Source organism: Acuticoccus kalidii, from assembly GCF_021556395.1.
In the GTDB taxonomy this organism is placed as follows: domain Bacteria; phylum Pseudomonadota; class Alphaproteobacteria; order Rhizobiales; family Amorphaceae; genus Acuticoccus; species Acuticoccus kalidii.
The window spans coordinates 20599-40452 of sequence record NZ_JAKGCS010000024.1 but is presented as its reverse complement, the minus strand read 5'-3'; the positions used below and the strand labels follow the sequence as shown (position 1 = coordinate 40452).

The following is a 19854-nucleotide window of genomic DNA, read 5'->3' as shown; positions in this document are numbered from 1 at the left end:
GCGCGATGCACGAACGAGTGCCGTGGCTTGATTTTCTCGTCCACCATATCGGGCTTCAAGAAATTCCGGGACCGCAACACAACCCGTTGATCGTGGAATGGGGGATCGAGGCTGGAATCGGATGGTGGAACAACGACGACGATGCGTGGTGCGCCGTGGCCGTGAATGCGGCCCTTGTGAGCTCGGGTTTTCCCTCGACGCGGTCTGCTCTGGCGCGGTCATTCACGAGCTATGGGACGCGCCTTTCTAAGCCGATTCGTGGCGCGATCGTCGTCTTTCCGCGGGGGCCGAACCCGCTTTACGGGCATGTCGGCGTCGTCGAGGAGGTCCACCCGAACGGGACCGTGACTGTCGTGAACGGCAATGTGAGCAACATGGTGAAGCGTTCGGTCTTTCGGACCGCGTCGATCCTCGATCATGGAATCCGCTGGCCACCCGGTGTGATGCCGCCATCCGACGGGGGTAGGGCGGCCGCCGACGACGGGTATGGCGCACGGATCATGCGGTTGGGATCGAGCGGTGGCGACGTTGCATCGCTGCAGCGTGGCCTCAATGTCCTCAACTATGGACTCGATGTCGACGGCGACTTCGGCGGGCGCACCCGCGATGCGGTGATGCGATTTGAGGGGCGGCGCGGGCTCGTGGCGGACGGGGTCGCCGATTTCGCGATGCTCGCGGCGCTCGAAGCCGCAGTCGCAGAGAGGCGCAAGCGCACCGAGCGCAAGGAGACGGCCGCGAAGGCGGCCGCGCCGATCGCGGGGGCCGGGGCTCTGGTGACGATGGGCGCCGCCGCCTCGGCTGGCGTCGACCTCGCAAAGAAGGTGCAGTCGTTGAATGACGGAACGGTGGCCGGGCTCGTGTTGATGGGGGTGGTCGCCGCCGTCATCGGTGGGGTCGTCTTGTGGCGTTTTGCGATGGCGCGCGCTGCGGGGCCGATCAGCGAGGACTTCGCATGATCGGGGCGGCCCAAATGCTGGCCTTGCTCGGCTGGCGCGGGCTCGCAGGGGCAGGGCTCGGCGCGGTGCTCGTCACCGTACCAGCCTATCAGGCCGGCAAGTGGACCGAAGGCGCAAAGACCGAGGCCGAGATCGGCCGTGTCCTCGCCGAACGCCATGTCGAACGGATGGAGGCGGAGAATGCGCGCATTGCAACTGCGCTGGCCGCGCGCCGGCGTGCTGCTGGCAGCGTCGGCGTTGGTGACGGGATGCCAGACGACGGATTCCGGCGGGACTGACATTTCGTGCCGCGCCTTCGCGCCGATCGGCTGGTCGAGCGCCGATACTGTTGAGACCGTGCATCAGGTGAGGGGTCACAATGCGGCCTGGAGTGCTTTGTGCGGAAATGCACGTCATTGAATGCGTCTCGGTCTGCTATCGGTTGACGACGTCTCATGACGCGGGGGCGCATTCATGCGCCGTACACGGAGGTGTCCTTAACGCTCGGCTATGCGTCTTGGATTGTGTCTGATCGTCCTCTTGGCAAGTCTGGCCCTGCCTCCGGTGGGGTCGCTCCCGGCCGCCGGCCAGGGACAATGCTTGTCGCGCGACGAACAGCGGCAAGCGATCAATTCGGGCCAAGCGATTCGGCCTGGCCGGCTCGGCAATCGTCTCGGCGGCAAGGTTTTGAAGCTACGACTTTGCCATGGCGCGGGCGGGCTCGTATGGCAGGTGACCGTTCTCGGGAGAGACGGCCGGGTGGTTGGCCATGTCGTCGACGCGAAAAGTGGACAGACGTTGCGTTAGTGGAGATGAGTGATGCGCCTTCTTGTGGTGGAGGACGACCGCGACCTGAACCGGCAGCTCACGGATGCGCTGAAGGCGGCAGGTTATGTCGTCGACACGGCCTTCGACGGTGAAGAGGGACACTTCCTCGGCGACACGGAGCCCTATGATGCAGTGATCCTCGATCTCGGTCTGCCGGAGATGGATGGGATCACGGTTCTGGAGAATTGGCGGCGCAACAACCGCTCGATGCCTGTCCTCGTTCTGACGGCCCGCGATCGGTGGAGCGACAAGGTCGCCGGCATCGACGCCGGCGCCGACGACTATGTGTCGAAACCCTTCCACATGGAGGAGGTTTTAGCGCGCGTGCGGGCTTTGATTCGCCGCGCGGCAGGGAACGCCACGAACGACCTTTATTGCGGGCCGGTGCATCTCGACGCGCGGGCGAGCCGCGTGACGGTCGACGGGTCGATGGTGAAGCTCACCTCGCACGAATATCGTGTGCTCGCCTATCTGATGCTCCATCAGGGCCGGATCGTCTCGCGCACCGAATTGACTGAGCACCTTTATGATCAGGACTTCGATCGCGATTCGAATACGATCGAAGTGTTCATCGGACGGCTGCGTAAGAAGCTCAAGGCCGACGTGATCGAAACGGTGCGCGGGCTTGGTTACCGGGTGGCTGCGCCTGAGAATGCGACTTAAGTCTCTTTCCGCACGGCTGCTTCTCACGTCGCTCGGATGGAGCGCGTTCGCGCTCGTCGTCATCGGGATCGTGTTGACGTCGGCCTTTCGTCAGAGCGTCGAGAAGCGCTTCGACGAGACGCTCAACGTCTACCTGTCCATTTTGATCGGGCAGCTCGCGGAAATGTCGGAGCGGCGGTTCGTCGATGTGCCGCCCGATCTCGGTGATCCGCGTTTCGTGCTTCCCTTTTCCGGCTGGTATTGGGTCGTCGTCGACGCCTCGACGGGCAATGTGATGCAGACGTCGGAATCGCTCGCGGGCGATACGATCGAGGTGCCGACCGCGTTGGCGGACACCGCACCTGGCCTGTTGTTGCAGACCTATGGCCAAGGCCCGACCGGGGATCGTCTCCGCCTCGTTGCGCGGCGCGTCGCGTTCGAGGACGGGCAATGGTACAACGTGCTCGTTGGCGGACTCGCCGCGACGATCGCCGAGGATACCGCGCGCTTTACGCAGCGCGTTGTTTTGTTTCTCGGTGTCTTCGCCATCATTCTCGTCGGCGTTACCTTCATCCAGTGGAGGATCAGCCTGCGGCCGCTTCGTCAGCTCGGATCCGAGCTTCAGGCAATCCACGAAGGCCGTGCCCGCCATGTCAGCACGCGCTATCCGCTCGAGATCGCGCCGGTTGCCGAGGCGCTCAATCAGCTCATCGATTCCAACCATGCGACTCTGAGCCGAGCCCGCCAGCATGTCGGCAATCTCGCCCACGCGTTGAAGACCCCTCTCAGTGTTCTCGTGAACGATGCCGGCCAGGAGAGCACGACGCTCGCCCGATCGGTTCGCGAGCAGACGCAGATCATGCAGAACCAAGTCCGATACTATCTGGAACGCGCTCAGATGGCGGCGAAGGAGCGCGTGATCGGCACGGTCACGAACGTCTCGCCGGTGCTCGAGCGGTTGACGCGGGCTATGGCTCGGCTCGCCGAGCGGTCCGGGATCACCGTTCATCTCGATATCGTCGATCAAGTGCGTTTTGCCGGGGAGCAACAGGACCTCGAAGAGATCGTCGGCAACCTCGTCGACAACGCGATCAAATGGGCGGCGTCTGAAGTGGTGATCGAAGTCGAGTTGGCGCCCTTGCGCGCGCCAGGTCCGGGCACCAGCCGCTTTTTCAACATCACGATCGACGATGACGGTATTGGTCTTTCCGAGGAGGAAGCCGTCGCGGTCCTGTCTCGTGGTAAGCGGCTCGACGAATCGAAGCCAGGCTCGGGGCTTGGCCTTTCGATCGTCTCCGAGCTCGTCGAGCTCTATGGTGGGAGCCTTGAGTTGAAGACGTCACCCCTCGGTGGTCTCCGTGTCATCGCCCATCTGCCCCGTGCATGAGAGGGTTTCGCGCCCTTCGCCTTGCGGTGGACCCGTCCCATATGGCTCTTACCCCCGGATGGGTGCGACTTCTCGGTGACTGCGGCGCGGGCAAAGCGTTCCGCGACGTCGTTGCCGCGTGTGCGCATTGACGGGGGGTGTGCGGGAGCCGTACGCACACCGTCCAAGGGTGAGCAAGATGTTCGAGAAGACTTACGACGCGGCGGCGATCGAGCCGCGGATCCGCAATGTGTGGCAAGAGGCTGAAGCGTTCCGTGCCGGTGCGGGCGCGGAACGGGACGCGGAGACGTTCTCCATCGTCATTCCGCCGCCCAACGTCACCGGGTCGCTCCATATGGGGCACGCGCTGAACAACACTTTGCAGGACGTGCTGGTTCGCTTCGAGCGGATGCGCGGCAAAGATGTCTTGTGGCAGCCCGGAACGGATCATGCCGGCATTGCGACGCAGATGGTCGTCGAACGGCAGCTCGCGGCCGAAGGTGCGCCGACGCGGCGCGAAATGGGCCGTGAGGCGTTCTTGGATCGGGTCTGGCAGTGGAAGGCCGAATCCGGCGGCGCGATCAAAGGCCAGCTCGACCGCCTCGGCGCGTCTTGCGATTGGTCGCGCGACCGCTTTACGATGGACGAGGGGCTGTCCGAGGCCGTCCTCACCGTTTTCGTCCGCCTGCACAAGCAGGGCCTGATCTATCGCGACAAGCGGCTCGTCAATTGGGATCCCAAATTCCTGACGGCGATCTCGGATCTCGAAGTGGAATCGAAGGAGGTGAACGGCGAGCTCGTCCACTTCCGCTATCCGCTCGCCGGTAAGACGTTCGATCCTGACGATCCGTCGACCTTCATCGTCGTTGCTACGACGCGGCCTGAAACGATGCTCGGCGACACGGGCGTCGCCGTTCACCCGGACGACGAGCGCTACACGGACCTCGTCGGCACCAAAGTCGTCCTGCCCTTGGTCGGTCGCGAGATCGAGATCGTTGCCGACGCCTATTCCGATCCGGAAAAGGGCACGGGCGCGGTGAAGATCACCCCCGCACACGACTTCAACGACTTCGAGGTCGGCAAACGCAACAAGCTCGACCTGATCAACGTCTTCGACGAGCAGGCGGCCGTTTCGCTGAAGGGCAACGAGGCATTCCTCGCCGGTCTCGACGATGCGGCTTTGGCCGCGTTGATCGACGCGCTCGACGGGCTCGACCGGTTCGAGGCGCGCAAGTGGATCGTCGCGAGGATGGAGGAAGGCGGCTATCTCGAGAAGATCGAGAAGCACGTCCACCAGGTTCCGTTCGGCGATCGCAGCGGCGTGCCGATCGAGCCGTTCCTCACCGATCAGTGGTACGTCAACGCCAAGCGTCTCGCCGGTCCGGCGATGGATGCCGTCCGCGAGAAGAAAACCCAGTTCGTTCCGGCGAACTGGGAGAAGACCTATTTCGACTGGATGGAGAATATTCAGCCGTGGTGCGTCTCCCGTCAGCTCTGGTGGGGGCATCAAATTCCGGCATGGTACGGGCCGGACGGCAAGATCTTCGTCGAGCGGACCGAGGCCGACGTTCGCCGGCAGGCCGAGCTGCACTATCGCGAGAGCGTCACCTTCGCCGAACGAGACGAAGCGCTCGCCGCGTGGGAGCGTGGGGACGGCGGCGCGATCGTCCTCTATCGCGATGAGGACGTGCTCGACACTTGGTTCTCTTCGGCATTGTGGCCATTCTCGACGCTCGGCTGGCCTGAGCGGACGCCCGAACTGCGCCGCTATTATCCGACGAGCGTTCTGTCGACCGGGTTCGACATCATCTTCTTCTGGGTCGCCCGGATGATGATGATGGGAATGCACTTCCTCAATCGCGAGCCGTTCGAAACCGTCTACATTCACGCCCTCGTCCGTGACGAGAAGGGCGCGAAGATGTCGAAGTCGAAGGGCAACGTCGTCGATCCGCTGGAGTTGATGGACGAGTTCGGCGCCGACGCGCTGCGCTTCACGCTCGCCGCGATGGCGGCCCAAGGGCGCGACGTGAAGATCGCGAAGGCGCGCGTCCAAGGCTATCGCAATTTTGCGACGAAGCTTTGGAATGCTGTCCGCTTCGCCGACATGAACGCCTGCCGCATCGATCCGAATTTCGATCCGAACAGCGTCGAGACCACGCAGTCACGATGGGTTCTCACCGAGGCGACGCGGGCGGGCGAGCAGGTGACGGAAGCGATCGAGGCGTTCCGCTTTAACGACGCGGCGGCGGCGATCTACCGCTTCACGTGGAATACCTTCTGCGACTGGTATCTCGAACTCGCCAAGCCTGTCCTCATGGGCGAGGATTGCCCGGAAAAGACCGAGATCCAGGCGACCACCGCCTATGTGATCGACGAGATCCTGAAGCTCCTCCACCCCTTCATGCCTTTCCTCACGGAAGAGCTCTGGACGGTGACGGCGGAACAATCCGGCATCAAGCGGGACACCTTGCTCGTCCACGCGCGTTGGCCTCATGCCGGCTACACGGACGACACGGCGGCGGCCGAGATCAACTTCATCGTCGACCTCGTCGCGAATGTCCGCTCCGTGCGGTCGGAATCCAATGTTCCGGCGTCGCTCGAGGCGGAGATCGTCGTCGTCGGCGGTGCGCAGCGGCACGAGGACTGGCTTTTCCGCCACGACGCGGCGATCCGGCGGCTGGCGCGGGCGTCCGCGGTCAGCGTCTCCGATGTGGCGCCGCCGAATTCGGCGCAGGTGGTCGTTGGCGATGTCGTCGTTTGCCTGCCGCTCGAAGGGCTGGTCGACCTCGATGCGGAGCGCACGCGCCTGTCGAAGGAAGTGACGCGGATCGAGAAGGACATCCAGAAGATCGACGGTCGCCTCTCGAACCCGAAATTTCTGGAGAAGGCCGACGCCGAGACGGTTGAGGAGCAGCGTGATAAGCGGCAAGAGGCGGAGGCGCGTCTTATCAAGCTGAATGCGGCCATCGGGCGTTTGGATCCGGTAGCCTGAGGCGTCGAGGGCGGATCCGGTCCGCCCGAACGCATCGTGGAGTGAGCCATTGAGTGTCATCGAAGGGCAGACCTGGTCTGCCCACTCCTATGAGGAGAATGCACGCTTCGTGTCCGATCTCGGGACGGGCGTGTTCGAGTGGCTGGACCCGCAACCGGGTGAGCGCATTCTCGATCTCGGCTGCGGCGACGGCGCACTCACCGAACGGCTCGTCGCGGCTGGTGCCGTGGTGGTTGGCGTCGATGGCAGCCCCGATTTCGTCGATGCCGCGAAGGCGAGGGGGATCGACGCCCGGCTCGGTGACGGGCACGAACTCGCCTTTGAAAGCGAATTCGACGCCGTCTTCTCCAACGCCGCTCTCCATTGGATGACGCGTCCGGCCGAGGTCGCCGCCGGCGTCCGCCGGGCGCTGAAGGCCGGCGGACGCTTCGTCGGCGAGTTTGGCGGGCACACGAACGTCGCGGCGATCGTGACGGCGCTCCATGCAATCGGGGCGAAGCATGGTATCGATCCGGCGCTTGCCTCCCCTTGGTATTTTCCGACGCCCGACGCTTACGCCGAACTCCTGTCGGCGAATGGCTTTTCGGTCGAGCGGATCGCGCTGATCCCGCGTCCGACGCCACTGCCGACGGGTCTCAAAGGCTGGGTCCGCACCTTCCGCCAGCCTTTTTTCGACGGTGCCGGCGACAACGCGCCGATCGTTCTCAACGAAATCGAAGAGCTTCTGTCCCACACCTTGCGTGACGAGGCGGGGCGATGGACGGCCGACTATGTGCGGCTTCGGTTCATCGCCAAAGCGGTGTAAGGGCGCTCAATCGTATGGTGTTTCGCGCAACCCGGATCACGATCGGCGCTGTCTGCGCCGGCCTTATCGGTCTCTCGACGGCGCAGGCCGATCCGATCGAAAATCCGATCGCCGTCTTCTCCGGCCTCGACAAGGTGACGGGACGGATCATCTCATTTGACGTCTACATCAACGAAACCGTCCAGTTCGGCGCGCTGCGGGTGACGCCGCGCACGTGCCTCACACAACCGCCGACCGAGGAACCGAACACGATGGTGTTCGCCGAAGTCGACGAAATCACGTTGGATTCCCATATCCGCCGGATCTTCACCGGCTGGATGTTCGCCGCGAGCCCTGGCCTCAACGCCGTCGACCATCCGGTCTATGACGTGTGGCTGAAGGACTGCACGGTGTCCTCGGACGTCGCGCCGCCGCCGGGGTTCGACGAGGAAAAGTACGCCGACCAGGATCCACTCGGGCTGATCGAGCGACCGGACGGCTGGATCGGGATGCCGCGTCCGAAGCCGTTCCGCGAAGCGCCGCCGCCGGTGGAAGAGCCCGACGTTATCGAGGATTGACGGCGGAAAGGATCGTCTCGCCGTCAATCTGACCGCTGGGCAAGGTGGCCGAATTCACGCCCAGCGCCGTTTCGAGCTGGGCTTGATATTGCCGCCGGCTGATCTCGACCGCACCGAACTGGCTGAGATGGTCGGTGATGAACTGGGCGTCGAGAAGTGCGAAGCCACCGAGCCGCAATCGCCCGACGAGGTGGACAAGCGCCACCTTCGACGCGTCGCGCACGCGCGAGAACATCGATTCCCCGAAAAACGCACCATTCAACCGGACGCCATAGAGACCGCCCACGAGTTCGTCATCGAGCCAGACCTCGACTGAATGGGCGTGGCCGAGTTCGGCGAGGTTGAGATAGAGCTGCCGGATCCGATGGTTGATCCATGTCCGCTGGCGGTCGGGCGCCGGCATCGCGCAGCCGTCGAGGACGTCTGCGAACGCGGTATCGACACGGATATCGAAGCGATCCTGCCGCACGAGCCGAGCGAGCCGCCGTGGAACATGGAACGCGTCTAGCGGCAGGACCCCCCGCCGCTCCGGCTCGATCCAGTAAAGACCCGGATCTTCGGCCGATTCGGCCATTGGGAAGATCCCGCAGGCGTAAGCCTTGAGGAGAACCTCAGGCGTGATCTCCAGGACAATATTGTCCGGAGATGTCGTCATGCGGCCTTTTCCTTGGCGAGGTAATGCTCCAGCCAATGAATGTCGTAATGACCGTTGGCAATATCGGGATGCTCGATCAGGTCGACGAACAGCGGCAGCGTGGAATTCACCCCGTCCACCACGAACTCGTCGAGCGCGCGCCGTAGCCGCATCAGACACTCCACCCGGTTGTTACCGTGCACGATGAGCTTGCCGATCAGGCTGTCATAATGCGGCGGGATTCGGTAGCCCTGATAGGCGGCCGAATCGACGCGGACACCGAGACCGCCCGGCGGGTGATAATGCGTGATGACGCCCGGCGACGGCACGAAGGTCGACGGATGCTCGGCGTTGATCCGGCATTCGATCGCGTGGCCCTGGAAGCGGATATCCTCCTGGGCGATCGGCAACGGTCCGCCGCTCGCGATCTTCAGCTGGGCGTGGACGAGATCGATCCCGGTGATCATCTCGGTGACCGGATGCTCGACCTGGAGGCGCGTGTTCATCTCGATGAAGAAGAACTCGCCGTTCTCGTACAGGAACTCGATCGTGCCGGCGCCGCGATAATTCATCTTCCGCATCGCGTCGGCGCAGGTGTGATAGATCGCCTCCCGTTGGGCCTCGTCGAGCGCGGGGGAGCGGGCTTCCTCCCAGACCTTCTGGTGGCGCCGCTGGAGCGAACAGTCGCGCTCGCCGAGAGCGATTGCATTGCCCTTGCCGTCGCCGAGCACTTGGATCTCGATATGACGCGGGGTCGCGAGATAGCGCTCGATATAGACGTCGTCGTTGCCGAAGGCGGCCTTGGCTTCGGCACGGGCACTCGCCGCAGCCTGGACGACCTCGTCCGCCGACAGCGCGATCTTCATGCCGCGACCACCACCGCCTGCGGCCGCCTTGATCAAGACGGGATAACCGATCTCCTCGCATACGCGCAGGAGCTCTGTGTCGCTCCGGATCGCGTCCTTGGAGCCGGGAACGACCGGCAGACCGAGCGCGGCGGCGGTGCGCTTGGCCTCGATCTTGTCGCCCATGGTGCGGATCTGTTCGGCCGTCGGGCCGATGAAGGTGATGTCGTGCGCTTCGAGGATCTCGGCGAAGCGGGCATTCTCGGACAGAAAGCCGTAGCCCGGATGGACGGCATCGGCTCCGGTGATCTCGCAGGCGGCGACGATCGCGGGGATGTTCAGATAGCTCTCGCTCGCCGAAGGGGGGCCGATGCAGACCGATTCATCGGCGAGACGGACATGCATGGCGTCGGTGTCGGCGGTGGAGTGGACCGCGACGGTGGCGATCCCGAGCTCTTTGCAGGCTCGCTGAACCCGCAGCGCGATCTCACCGCGATTCGCGATGAGGACTTTGCGGAACATCAGCTTATCGCCAGCAAGGGCTCGCCGTACTCGACCGGCTGCCCGTCTTCCACGTAGATCTCTCGGACAGTGCCGGCCTTCTCGGCGATGATCTGGTTCATGGTCTTCATCGCCTCGACGATCATGACCACCTGGCCGACGCGTACGCTGTCACCGACTTCGACGAAAGGACGGGCGCCCGGCTCGGGCGCACGATAGGCGGTGCCGACCATCGGAGAGAGCACCGCGCCTTCACCGCCTTTGGCGGCAGCGGGGGCAGGGGCCGCCGCGGGTGCCGACGGGGCCGAGGCGACCGTTGGCATGATTGCGGTGTTGGTGAGGTTGCGGGCGACGCGCAATTTGCTGTCGCCGTGTACGACCTCGATCTCCGACAGGTCCGTCTCGTGGAGCAACGCGGCGAGAGTTCGGATTGCCGCTTCGTCTATCGTTGGGGTTTTCGCCATAAGGATGAACGTCGCCGGCGGGTGCCGGCACGCCGTGCCCTCTCATGTCAGCGCGCGGGGATCCCACCCGCGCCAATGGTTAAGACGGGCGTCCGCCGAGTTCGTCCGTGCAGACGATCGCGCGACGCCGATAATACAATGCGCCGACCCGGCCTATCACGCCTTCGGAGCGCCTACGTGCCACCGATGCGGAAAATTGCCAAGCGGCCGCGAGACAGGTGGGTTTTCGTCGCTCACTCGTCCAGTAGCTGAAGGTGAGGCCGTTTCGCAACGACTCACGGTGGCGAGTGGTCAACTCCGGTTTTGCTCACCCACAAAATAATCGGAGCCTGTCCACCCGTTCGCGAGGTGGACAGCCCGATTTTGGCGGATGACCGGTCGGTCAGCAGGTCGCCTGGCCGCAACGTGCCTCGTTGACGCGGGCCTTCAGAGCGTCATAGCCGACGGCGCCGAATTCGACAGCGTCGCCGATCACGTAAGAGGGCGTTCCGGAGAGGCCGAGCGCCTGGGCGATCTCATAGCTTTCTTCGACCGCGGCGCGCACCGAATCGGACCGAAGCTCGGCTTCGATCTCGGCACGCGGAAGGCCGAGATCGCTGACGATCTCGAGCGCGACCGCCTGATCGGCGCGTCCGTCCCTCCCGAGGAGCCGGTCATGGAACTCCGCATAGGACGCGGGGGCGAGCTTCTGGACCGCGATCGAGACGGCGGCCGCCTCCATCGACGGCTGACCGAGAACCGGAAATTCCTTCAACACCACCCGCAAGTTGGGATCGCTCTCGATCAGCCGGTCGAGATCTTCCATCGCGCGGCGGCAATAGCCGCAATTATAGTCGAAGAACTCGACGAGGGTGACGTCGCCGTCCGGATTGCCGAGCACCGGGCTATGGGGCGAGGACTCGAGCGCTTCGCGATGGGTCTCCAGCGAAGCGGTACGCTCTTTCGCCGCTTCGGCCTGGCGCTTGGTCTGCAACACCCCGTAGGCCTCTTCGAGGATTTCGGGATTCTCGAGCAGATACTCGCGGACAATCGTCTCCACATCGCCGCGCGTCAGCGGGGTCGTCTCTTCGGCGGACGCCGGGACGCTGCCCGCCGCGACCAAGGCGACGAAGAGGGTGGCAAGAACTCGGGTCATAACGGCCTTTCCCAATGGAGGTCTCATCCCGTTAGCGCGCACGGCGCTTGTCATGAAATCAGCCCTGATCGCGACGGCTCACATTCCGGCGATCGAACGGCTGCGCTTTTCCTGAAGGTCGCACACACGGTGCGTCGGTGAAAATCGCACGAAGGCCGATTCTGTTTCCGCAAGGTCGCGTGCGGGTAAGCCCCGCTCAAGCTTTGCGCCAGACCATGACCGCAACCATGCGCGGCGTCGAGTGTCCGACCCGCTCTCGGGGGTCGGACACTCGGTCGCTCTGTCGGCTCGGTTCGGAAATCAGAAGAAGGAGCGGCGTTGCCACCAGCCCGCGCGGGGCTTTTCCTTCGGCTGCGAGGCTTGGGCAGGCTCCGGCGTCTCCTGGACGGTCTGGCTTGCTGCCACATCGTCAGGCTGCGCTTCCTCGTCCGAGGGGACATCGGCAGTGCTCGCTTCGGCGGGGGCTTCCTCCGCCGGCGCAGCCTCGGCCGTTTGCGCCTCGTCCTCCGATGTGTCGGCCTCCGGCGTCGCGATGTCGGCGGCTTCCACGGCTTCGGCGGGCTCGTCCGCATCGGCCGCCGCGGACACCTCGGACGGCATCGGCGTTTCGCCGCTCACACCGTCTTCGATGTCGACATGGACGACGTCCTTCGGGGCATCGGCCACCAACGTGTCGGCGGCGTCCTCGGTCGCGTCGATGTCGTCGCTGCGGGCCGCTGCGTCGGCATCGCCTTCGGCCGTCATCTCCTCGTCCTCACGGCGATGACGGCGACCGCCGCGGCGTCCGCGACGACGCCGGCCACGACGCTCGTCGCTGCCGTCACCATCCCCGTCACCTTCACCGTCGCCATCCTCGTCGCCGTCGGCCTGGGCCGAGCTTTCGCCGTCGTCGGCTTGATCGTCGTCCCGGGCGTTCGCCTCACGCGGCTCGTCGGAGCCGCCGCCGCGCCGCCGACGCCGCCGGCGCCGCCGTGACGACCGCTCGCCGCCCGAAGCATCGCCAGACGTCTCGCCCGGCGCTTCGTCCTCGTCGGAGGTGAGGTTCGTATCCTCGTCCTCTTCGACGATGACGGCGTCGGGGGCGATCTGCGTCGTCGGCGGCTGCTCGCCGATCGTGCGATCGACCAGCGCCCCGCTCACGATTTCCATGTGCTGGCCGGACAAGGTCTCGTCCGCATCGACGCCGATATTGAGCTTGAAGGTCTCTTCCAGGGCCTGAATATGCGACCGCTTCTGGTTGAGGATATAAAGCGCCACCGCCGCGGACGTCTTGATCGTGATGTGATGGTCGGACTGCTTGAGGAGATACTCTTCGAGCGAACGCAGGCAGAACAGCGCGACCGACTGTGTGGAGCGCACATGGCCCGTTCCGCCGCACGCCGAGCAGGGGACCATCGAGGTCTCGACCATGCCCTGGCGGATGCGCTGGCGGCTCATCTCCAACAGGCCGAACGGGGAGATCCGGCCGACCTGGATGCGTGAGCGATCGAGCTTCAGCGCGTCCTTGAGGCGTTTTTCGACGGCACGATTGTGCCGCTTCTCGTCCATGTCGATGAAGTCGATGACGATGAGGCCGGCAAGGTCGCGAAGGCGAAGTTGACGCGCCACCTCGTCGGCGGCCTCGAGGTTCGTCTTCAGCGCCGTGTCCTCGATCGAATTTTCTTTGGTGGACCGGCCCGAGTTGACGTCGATCGAGACGAGCGCCTCGGTCGGGTTGATGACGATATAGCCCTTCGAGGGCAGCGTCACATGCGGCGAGAACATCGCGTCGAGCTGCGATTCCACGCCATATCCGGTGAAGATCGGCGTCGCGCCGCGATATTGCTTCACGTTCTTCGCATGGCTCGGCATGAGCATGCGCATGAAGTCCTTCGCCTCCCGATAGGCCGTGTCCCCCGAGACGAGGACCTCATCGATCTCCTTGTTATAGAGATCGCGGATCGCGCGTTTGACGAGATTGCCTTCCTCGTAGACGAGCTCCGGCGCGACCGACTTCAATGTCAGCTCGCGAACACTCTCCCACAAACGCAGCAAATATTCGAAATCGCGCCGAATTTCCGTCTTGGTGCGCGCAGCGCCGGCCGTGCGCAGGATGATCCCCATGCCTTCCGGCACTTCGAGTTCGCCGACGAGGCTCTTGAGCCGCTTGCGGTCGGCCGAGTCGGTGATCTTGCGGGAGACGCCGCCGCCGCGATCGGTGTTCGGCATCAGCACCGAATAGCGGCCGGCGAGGGACAGATAGGTGGTGAGGGCTGCGCCCTTGGTGCCGCGCTCTTCCTTGACGACCTGCACCAGCAGGATCTGACGGCGCTTGATCACCTCTTGGATCTTGTAGTTGCGACGCGGCGGGTTGCGGCGACGCTCCGGGATCTCCTCGAGCGCGTCGGAGCTGCCGAGCGAGGTGACGGCGTTCGCCTCTTCCTCGCGCGCTTCGTCGTCCTCGCTCTCATCGTCCTCGGTGACCTGCGGGTCGGCGAGACCGGTGTCGGACTTCTTGGCGCGCGTCGTGCGGCGGCGGCGGGGCTTCTTCGCCGGCTCTTCACCCTCGGGAGTCTCGCCCTCGTCCGACTTGGCCTCTTCGCCGGTGGCGGCAGCGGCCTCTTCGGGCGCCTCGGCCGGCGCCGGCGCGGCCTCGACCGCCGGCTCGGTCACTTCGATCTCACGGATCGGCATGTCGACGGCGGCCTCGATATCGGCCTCCATCGTCTCCTCGATCTGCTCGACGGCGCGTTCGAGCATCGCCGGGGTGTCGACATTGTCGGCTTCGTCGCTGACATCGAAGCCGGCGCTGTCCGCCGAGGTGCTGACGCTTTGTTCGTCCGCGGCGAGCGCGACGGGCGCGTCGCCAATTTCGGTGTCGTCGGCCGATTTGACGTCGTCGGTCGCGGCCTCGCTCACCGGCGCGGCGGTCTCGCTCGCGGCGTCGTTGCGGCGGCTGCCGCGCTGGGTGCGACGGCGATTGCGCTTGGCGGGGGCAGGGGCCTCCTCCTCACGCTCTTCTTCGCGCTCGGCCTCGAGAAGCTCCGCGCGATCGGCGGCCGGGATCTGGTAATAATCGGGATGGATTTCGCTGAAGGCGAGGAAACCGTGCCGGTTGCCGCCATACTCGATGAACGCGGCCTGCAGGGAGGGTTCGACCCGCGTGACCTTGGCGAGATAGATATTACCGCGCAGTGGCTTCTTGCTGGCCGCCTCGAAGTCGAAGTCTTCCACCCGCTTGTCGCGCACCACGACGACGCGCGTCTCCTCCGGGTGGATGGCATCGATTAGCATCTTGTTCGACATGAATGAACTCCAAGTCCCGCGAGCGGCCGGCGTGCAAGCCGGGGGCCGCGTTCGAGCGGAACGGATTTGTCTGGGAAAAAAGGCGCCGCTCACCCGAAGCCGGACAATGGCCGGACGGGGGCTGAGGCGCCGATGATAGGGCTCCAGGCGCCAAGGCCGGGGCACGAACGTGGGTGAAGGCGACGGTCGCCGGCTGGGCCGGGACGAATACAACGGACGTCGTCCGCACCGCGGAAACAGGTTGGGTCGATTGCGTCGAACCTGACCGGACGCAAGGCAAACGAAAATCTCGAAGCGAAAGCACGACGCGAGGATCAGGAGCGAGACGGCCAGCGCACGCCGTTTTGGCGGGCGTGGTTCCGTGCGGGCGATAGGCGACGCCGAACCGCCGGGTCTTGCCCGTCGCGGTTCCAGTCCATCCTAAGCCCAACACCAATGGCATCCGTCAGTCGTCTCCTGCGCCACACGGTGGACACACCGTCCTCGGCGCGTACTCTTCCCCGAACCAGTGGGCCACGCGTGCACTCGCACCGCTGCGACAATTCCGCTGCAAGGGGTCAAGCACTGTCGGCGCGCCTGGCCGGCGCTCCAGTCACCCCGAATCGTGCCGAGGTGACCGGAAAGCAACCTATCGGCAAAGATTGTTGTCCACAACACGCTTTATAGCCCAAGTGGTATGGACTCATGCGCTTGCGGCGGACTGGATCCCACAGGCGACCGCCAAACATCAGCGGCATCGCCACGTCGAACGAGGTCATCGCTGATATGGTGATCAGCCCGCGCCTTAGAAAGATCTCCGCAACACTATGCACGGCGATTGCCGTGATGATCGGTTGTGTCGGCATCCTTGCCGCAGCATCGCTGCCGGCTCGCGCCGAAATGTCGGCCACCGGCGCCGCGTTCACTCCGCTCGAGTCGGGGACGCGGTTCGTCCTCGAATTGTCCGAGGAGCCGAGCCACAGAATTTTCGTGGTGGAGGATCCGCCGCGCCTCGTGATCGATCTCGATCATATCGCGTTCGGGCTCGACGATGCGGTCGCCCCCACCGGGCTGGTGAAGGCTTGGCGCTATGGGGCGCTGACGCCGACGGCCGGTCGCATCGTGTTCGATCTCGCCCGGCCGGCCCTCGTTTCGAGGCAATTCTATCTTCCTTCGCTCGCCGGTCGCCCCGGCCGCCTCGTCCTCGATCTTCAGGAGGCCGAGCCGCAGCGCTTCGCCAACGCCGCAAACGCCGCGAGTGCCGTCGCGGGCGAGGAGACGCCGGCCATCGGTGGCCGCGCCGAAGGCCCCGTCGTCGTCCTCGATCCCGGCCATGGCGGCATCGATCCGGGGGCGATCACCGCCTCCGGCGTCGAGGAGAAGGATATCGCGCTCGCCTTCGCCAAGAGGATCCGGGCCGAACTCGAAAGCGTACCCGGCATCACCGTTCGCCTCACCCGATCGGATGACCGGTTTCTCTCGCTCAACCGCCGGATCCGTATCGCGCGGGCCTACGGTGCGGACCTCTTCGTCTCGATCCACGCCGACGCGGCGCCACAGGATTATGTTCACGGCGCGACCGTCTACACGGTCAACGAAAACGCCTCCGACGCTCAAGCCGCCGCGCTCGCCGCCCGCGAAAATCTCGCCGATGAGATTTCGGGCGCGATCGAGCCCGACCTGAAGGAGGAGGTGAGCGGCATTCTCGCCGACTTCATGCGCCGTGAGACGAAGTCGTTCTCCTTCGCCTTTGCCGAAGAGTTGATCGGATCGCTCGGCGATAAGGTGCGAATGAATTCCCATCCTCACCGCTATGCACGCTTTCGTGTGCTGATGGCACACGACATTCCGTCGGTCCTTCTCGAACTCGGCTATCTCACCAACGAGAGGGATGCGGAGAGCCTCCTCGACCCCGAATGGCAAGGAAAGGCGAGCCATGCCGTGGCGGCGGCGATCGAGACCTTTTTGCTCGAAGGTCCGGCCGAGACCGCACAGAGCCGCGCCTTGGGCGACCGATCTGCGACACAATAGGGCGAGCGATCCAAATCCACCCCGTCTGCAGCTTGCTGGACCGGGCGTTTTTTGATTAGTGCCACTGGTGCGAGGACTCGCGACGACAACAAGGCCCGACTCGCGTATGATAGGATACGCGATCGAGGAACGTCGCGAGCGTGTAAGCGTCCTTAATGGACGTCGTGACGGTACACCTTCGGGGGGCGCGTAACAGTGTTCAGATTTTTCGTCGGCGTCTTCGGCTTTCTGTTTTCGCTCGGCTCCGTGCTCGGGCTGATCGCCGCTGCCGGCGTCGGCATCTATATATCCCAGCTGTCCGATGGGTTGCCGAGCGTCAACGTTCTGCGGAATTACGAGCCGCCCGTGATGACGCGCATTCATGCGGCCGACGGTTCGTTGGTCGCCGAATATGCGCGCGAACGGCGCTTGTTCCTGCCGATCCAAGCCATTCCCACCCGTGTCCGCGACGCCTTCCTCGCCGCCGAGGACGCGGGCTTTTACGAGCATTCGGGCGTCGACCCGCAGGCGATCATGCGCGCCATCGTGACGAACCTGCGCAATCGCGGGACCGATAGCCGGCCCGTCGGCGCGTCGACGATCACGCAGCAGGTTGCGAAAAACTTCCTCCTCACCAACGAGGTGAGTTACGAGCGCAAGGTCAAAGAGGCGATCCTCTCGCTGCGCATCGAAGCAGCGTTCTCGAAGGACGAGATCCTCGAGCGCTATCTGAACGAGATCTATCTCGGTCTCGGCGCCTATGGTGTCGCCGCCGCCGCGCTTGTTTATTTCGACAAGTCGGTGCACGAGCTGACCCTCGCCGAGACCGCCTATCTCGCCGCTCTTCCCAAGGCACCGAACAACTACCACCCCTTCCGCGCCCCCGAGCGGGCGATCGAACGCCGCAACTGGGTGCTCGAGCGCATGATGCTCGAAGGCGTGATCACCGACGAAGAGCGCCGCGAGGCGCAGGCCGAGCCGCTGAAGGTCAAGCCGCGCGCCCGCTCGCAATATCTCTTCGCCTCCGAATATTTCGCCGAAGAGGTCCGCCGCGAGCTGATCGAGCTCTACGGCAACGAGGCTCTCTATGGCGGCGGCCTCTCGGTCCGCACCTCGCTCGATCCCGAGCTGCAGGAAATGGCCCGCAAGGCGCTGATGGACGGACTGATCGAGATCGACATCCGCAAAACCGGCTATCGCGGCGCAATCAGCCATCTGGAGCTCACGCCGAGCGAGGATTGGGGCCCCAAGATCGCCTCCGTCGAAGCGCTGTCCGATGTGCCGGAGTGGAAGATCGGCGTCGTGCTGTCCGTCAACGGCAACGAGGCGATCATCGGCTTACAGCCGCGGCGCGAAGTCTGGGGCGCGATTTCGACCGAGCGTGAGCGCGGCCGCATCGAGCTCGCGGATGTCGCGTGGCGCTCCGGCCGGCGCAAGGACGAGAGCGGCTATCGCCAGATCCGCCGCATGAGCGACATTCTGAGCCCCGGCGACGCGGTCTATGTCGAGAAGCGGGACGGTGAGGAAAACCGCTGGCTTCTGCGCCAGGTGCCGGAGATCCAAGGCGCCATCCTCGCGATGGACCCCCACACCGGTCGTGTTCTCGCCCTTCAGGGCGGCTTCTCCTTCGCCGATTCGGAGTTCAATCGTGCGACGCAGGCCTGGCGCCAGCCCGGCTCCTCCTTCAAGCCCTTCGTCTACGCCGCGGCGCTCGACAACGGCTATACCCCGTCCTCCATCGTTCTCGACGCGCCGCTCGAGATCGTGCGGGGCCGGGAAGTGTGGCGTCCGAAAAACTATGGCGGCAAGTTCGCCGGTCCGGCGACGCTGCGCACCGGCATCGAGCGTTCGCGTAACGTCATGACCGTGCGCCTCGCCAAGGACATGGGAATGCCGCTCGTCGCCGAATACGCCGAGCGGTTCGGCATCTACGACAATCTCGGCCTCTATTTGCCGATGTCGCTCGGCGCGGGCGAGACGACGGTGAAGCGTCTCGTCGGCGCGTATGCGATCATCGCGAATGGTGGCCAGCGGCTTCAGCCGACCCTGATCGACCGCATTCAGGACCGTCATGGTCGCACCATCTTCCGGCACGACAACCGCCGCTGCGACGGCTGCGGCGCGACCGCATGGCGCGATCAGCCGCCGCCCACCGTCGTCGACGAGCGCGAATATGTCCTCGATCCGATGACCGCCTATCAGATCACCTCGATGATGGAAGGCGTCGTCCAGCGCGGCACCGCGACCCGCGTGAAGGCGCTCGGCAAGCCCGTCGCCGGCAAGACCGGCACCACGAACGAAGAAAAAGACGCCTGGTTCATCGGCTTCACGCCGGACCTCGTCGCCGGCGTCTTCGTCGGCTACGACGATCCGAGGCCGATGGGCCGTGGCTCCACGGGCGGCCAGCTCGCCGCACCGATCTTTTTGGAGTTCATGCAGAATGCGCTGCGTGGCAAGCCGGGCATCGAATTCCGCGTACCGGAAGGGATCAAACTGATCCCGGTCGACCGCACGTCGGGTCGGCAGGTCTCCGGCTCCGGTCCGGGCGTCATTCTCGAAGCGTTCAAGCCGGGCACGGCGCCGGGCGACACGTTCTCGATCATCGGCCTCAACGACAATCAGCCGAGCCAGCGCCGCATCACGCGGGAGTCGGAGCGCGCGGTCCTCTCCGGAACCGGCGGCCTTTACTGAGGACGCCGCTCATCGGAAGGCTGAGGCCTTCCGATGTAAGCCGCGGCCGATCACCCGTCGCACCGCGCACCCCGTCGGCGTCCATCGCGCCGGCGACCTGGTTCATGTTGAAACACGCTCGGAAGACGCGGCCCGCCCGTCCCTTGTCCATGGGATGAACGCCATCGCTTCGTCCGTCCCGAGAG

The 19854-nt window shown here is 64.7% G+C and carries 14 protein-coding genes; 9 read left to right on the top strand and 5 right to left on the bottom strand.

What is annotated here, in order from left to right; genetic code table 11:
* Nucleotides 1–5: 5 nt before the first annotated feature.
* From L1787_RS13650 to L1787_RS13620, 7 genes are all read left to right on the top strand, one after another.
* Entirely contained in the window at nt 6–956 is a 951-nt protein-coding gene (locus L1787_RS13650) for a C40 family peptidase (protein ID WP_235709397.1), read from the top strand.
* A 14-nt stretch (nt 957–970) separates the two neighbouring features.
* Nucleotides 971–1234, top strand: a complete 264-nt coding sequence (locus tag L1787_RS13645; protein ID WP_235709396.1) for a hypothetical protein — start codon at nt 971–973, stop codon at nt 1232–1234.
* Between the two features lie 520 nt (nt 1235–1754).
* Nucleotides 1755–2426: a response regulator transcription factor gene (locus L1787_RS13640; RefSeq protein ID WP_235709395.1), complete on the top strand. Its 672-nt coding sequence runs from the start codon at nt 1755–1757 to the stop codon at nt 2424–2426.
* Nucleotides 2416–3792, top strand: coding sequence for an ATP-binding protein (locus L1787_RS13635; protein WP_235709394.1), 1377 nt, complete (start codon nt 2416–2418; stop codon nt 3790–3792). Before L1787_RS13640 ends, L1787_RS13635 begins: the two co-directional genes overlap by 11 nt.
* A gap of 178 nt (nt 3793–3970) precedes the next feature.
* Complete coding sequence (locus L1787_RS13630) at nt 3971–6763, top strand: valine--tRNA ligase (protein ID WP_235709393.1); 2793 nt, start codon at nt 3971–3973, stop codon at nt 6761–6763.
* A 49-nt stretch (nt 6764–6812) separates the two neighbouring features.
* Nucleotides 6813–7568 carry a class I SAM-dependent methyltransferase gene (locus L1787_RS13625; protein WP_235709392.1) on the top strand — a complete coding sequence of 252 codons (756 nt, stop codon included), beginning with the start codon at nt 6813–6815 and terminating at the stop codon, nt 7566–7568.
* A gap of 14 nt (nt 7569–7582) precedes the next feature.
* Nucleotides 7583–8125: a DUF2155 domain-containing protein gene (locus L1787_RS13620; protein ID WP_235709391.1), complete on the top strand. Its 543-nt coding sequence runs from the start codon at nt 7583–7585 to the stop codon at nt 8123–8125.
* On the opposite strand, the gene aat is transcribed toward L1787_RS13620, so the two are convergent.
* From aat to L1787_RS13595, 5 genes are all read right to left on the bottom strand, one after another.
* Complete coding sequence (gene aat, locus L1787_RS13615; RefSeq protein WP_235709390.1) at nt 8112–8780, bottom strand: leucyl/phenylalanyl-tRNA--protein transferase; 669 nt, start codon at nt 8778–8780, stop codon at nt 8112–8114. The genes L1787_RS13620 and aat overlap by 14 nt on opposite strands.
* Nucleotides 8777–10126 carry an acetyl-CoA carboxylase biotin carboxylase subunit gene (gene accC / locus L1787_RS13610; RefSeq protein ID WP_235709389.1) on the bottom strand — a complete coding sequence of 450 codons (1350 nt, stop codon included), beginning with the start codon at nt 10124–10126 and terminating at the stop codon, nt 8777–8779. Before accC ends, aat begins: the two co-directional genes overlap by 4 nt.
* Nucleotides 10126–10569 (bottom strand): acetyl-CoA carboxylase biotin carboxyl carrier protein, encoded by a 444-nt coding sequence (accB, locus tag L1787_RS13605; protein ID WP_235709388.1) that lies wholly within the window; start codon nt 10567–10569, stop codon nt 10126–10128. Before accB ends, accC begins: the two co-directional genes overlap by 1 nt.
* 382 nt (nt 10570–10951) lie before the next feature.
* Nucleotides 10952–11704 (bottom strand): DsbA family protein, encoded by a 753-nt coding sequence (locus L1787_RS13600; RefSeq protein WP_235709387.1) that lies wholly within the window; start codon nt 11702–11704, stop codon nt 10952–10954.
* 300 nt (nt 11705–12004) lie between these two features.
* Nucleotides 12005–14989 carry an Rne/Rng family ribonuclease gene (locus L1787_RS13595; protein ID WP_235709386.1) on the bottom strand — a complete coding sequence of 995 codons (2985 nt, stop codon included), beginning with the start codon at nt 14987–14989 and terminating at the stop codon, nt 12005–12007.
* Between the two features lie 825 nt (nt 14990–15814).
* On the opposite strand from L1787_RS13595, the gene L1787_RS13590 reads away from it, so the two are divergent.
* On the top strand, nt 15815–16999 hold the full coding sequence (locus tag L1787_RS13590) for an N-acetylmuramoyl-L-alanine amidase (RefSeq protein ID WP_235710025.1): 1185 nt from the start codon (nt 15815–15817) through the stop codon (nt 16997–16999).
* Nucleotides 17000–17194: 195 nt separating this feature from the next.
* Nucleotides 17195–19669: a penicillin-binding protein 1A gene (locus L1787_RS13585; protein WP_235709385.1), complete on the top strand. Its 2475-nt coding sequence runs from the start codon at nt 17195–17197 to the stop codon at nt 19667–19669.
* The last annotated feature ends 185 nt before the right edge of the window (nt 19670–19854 follow it).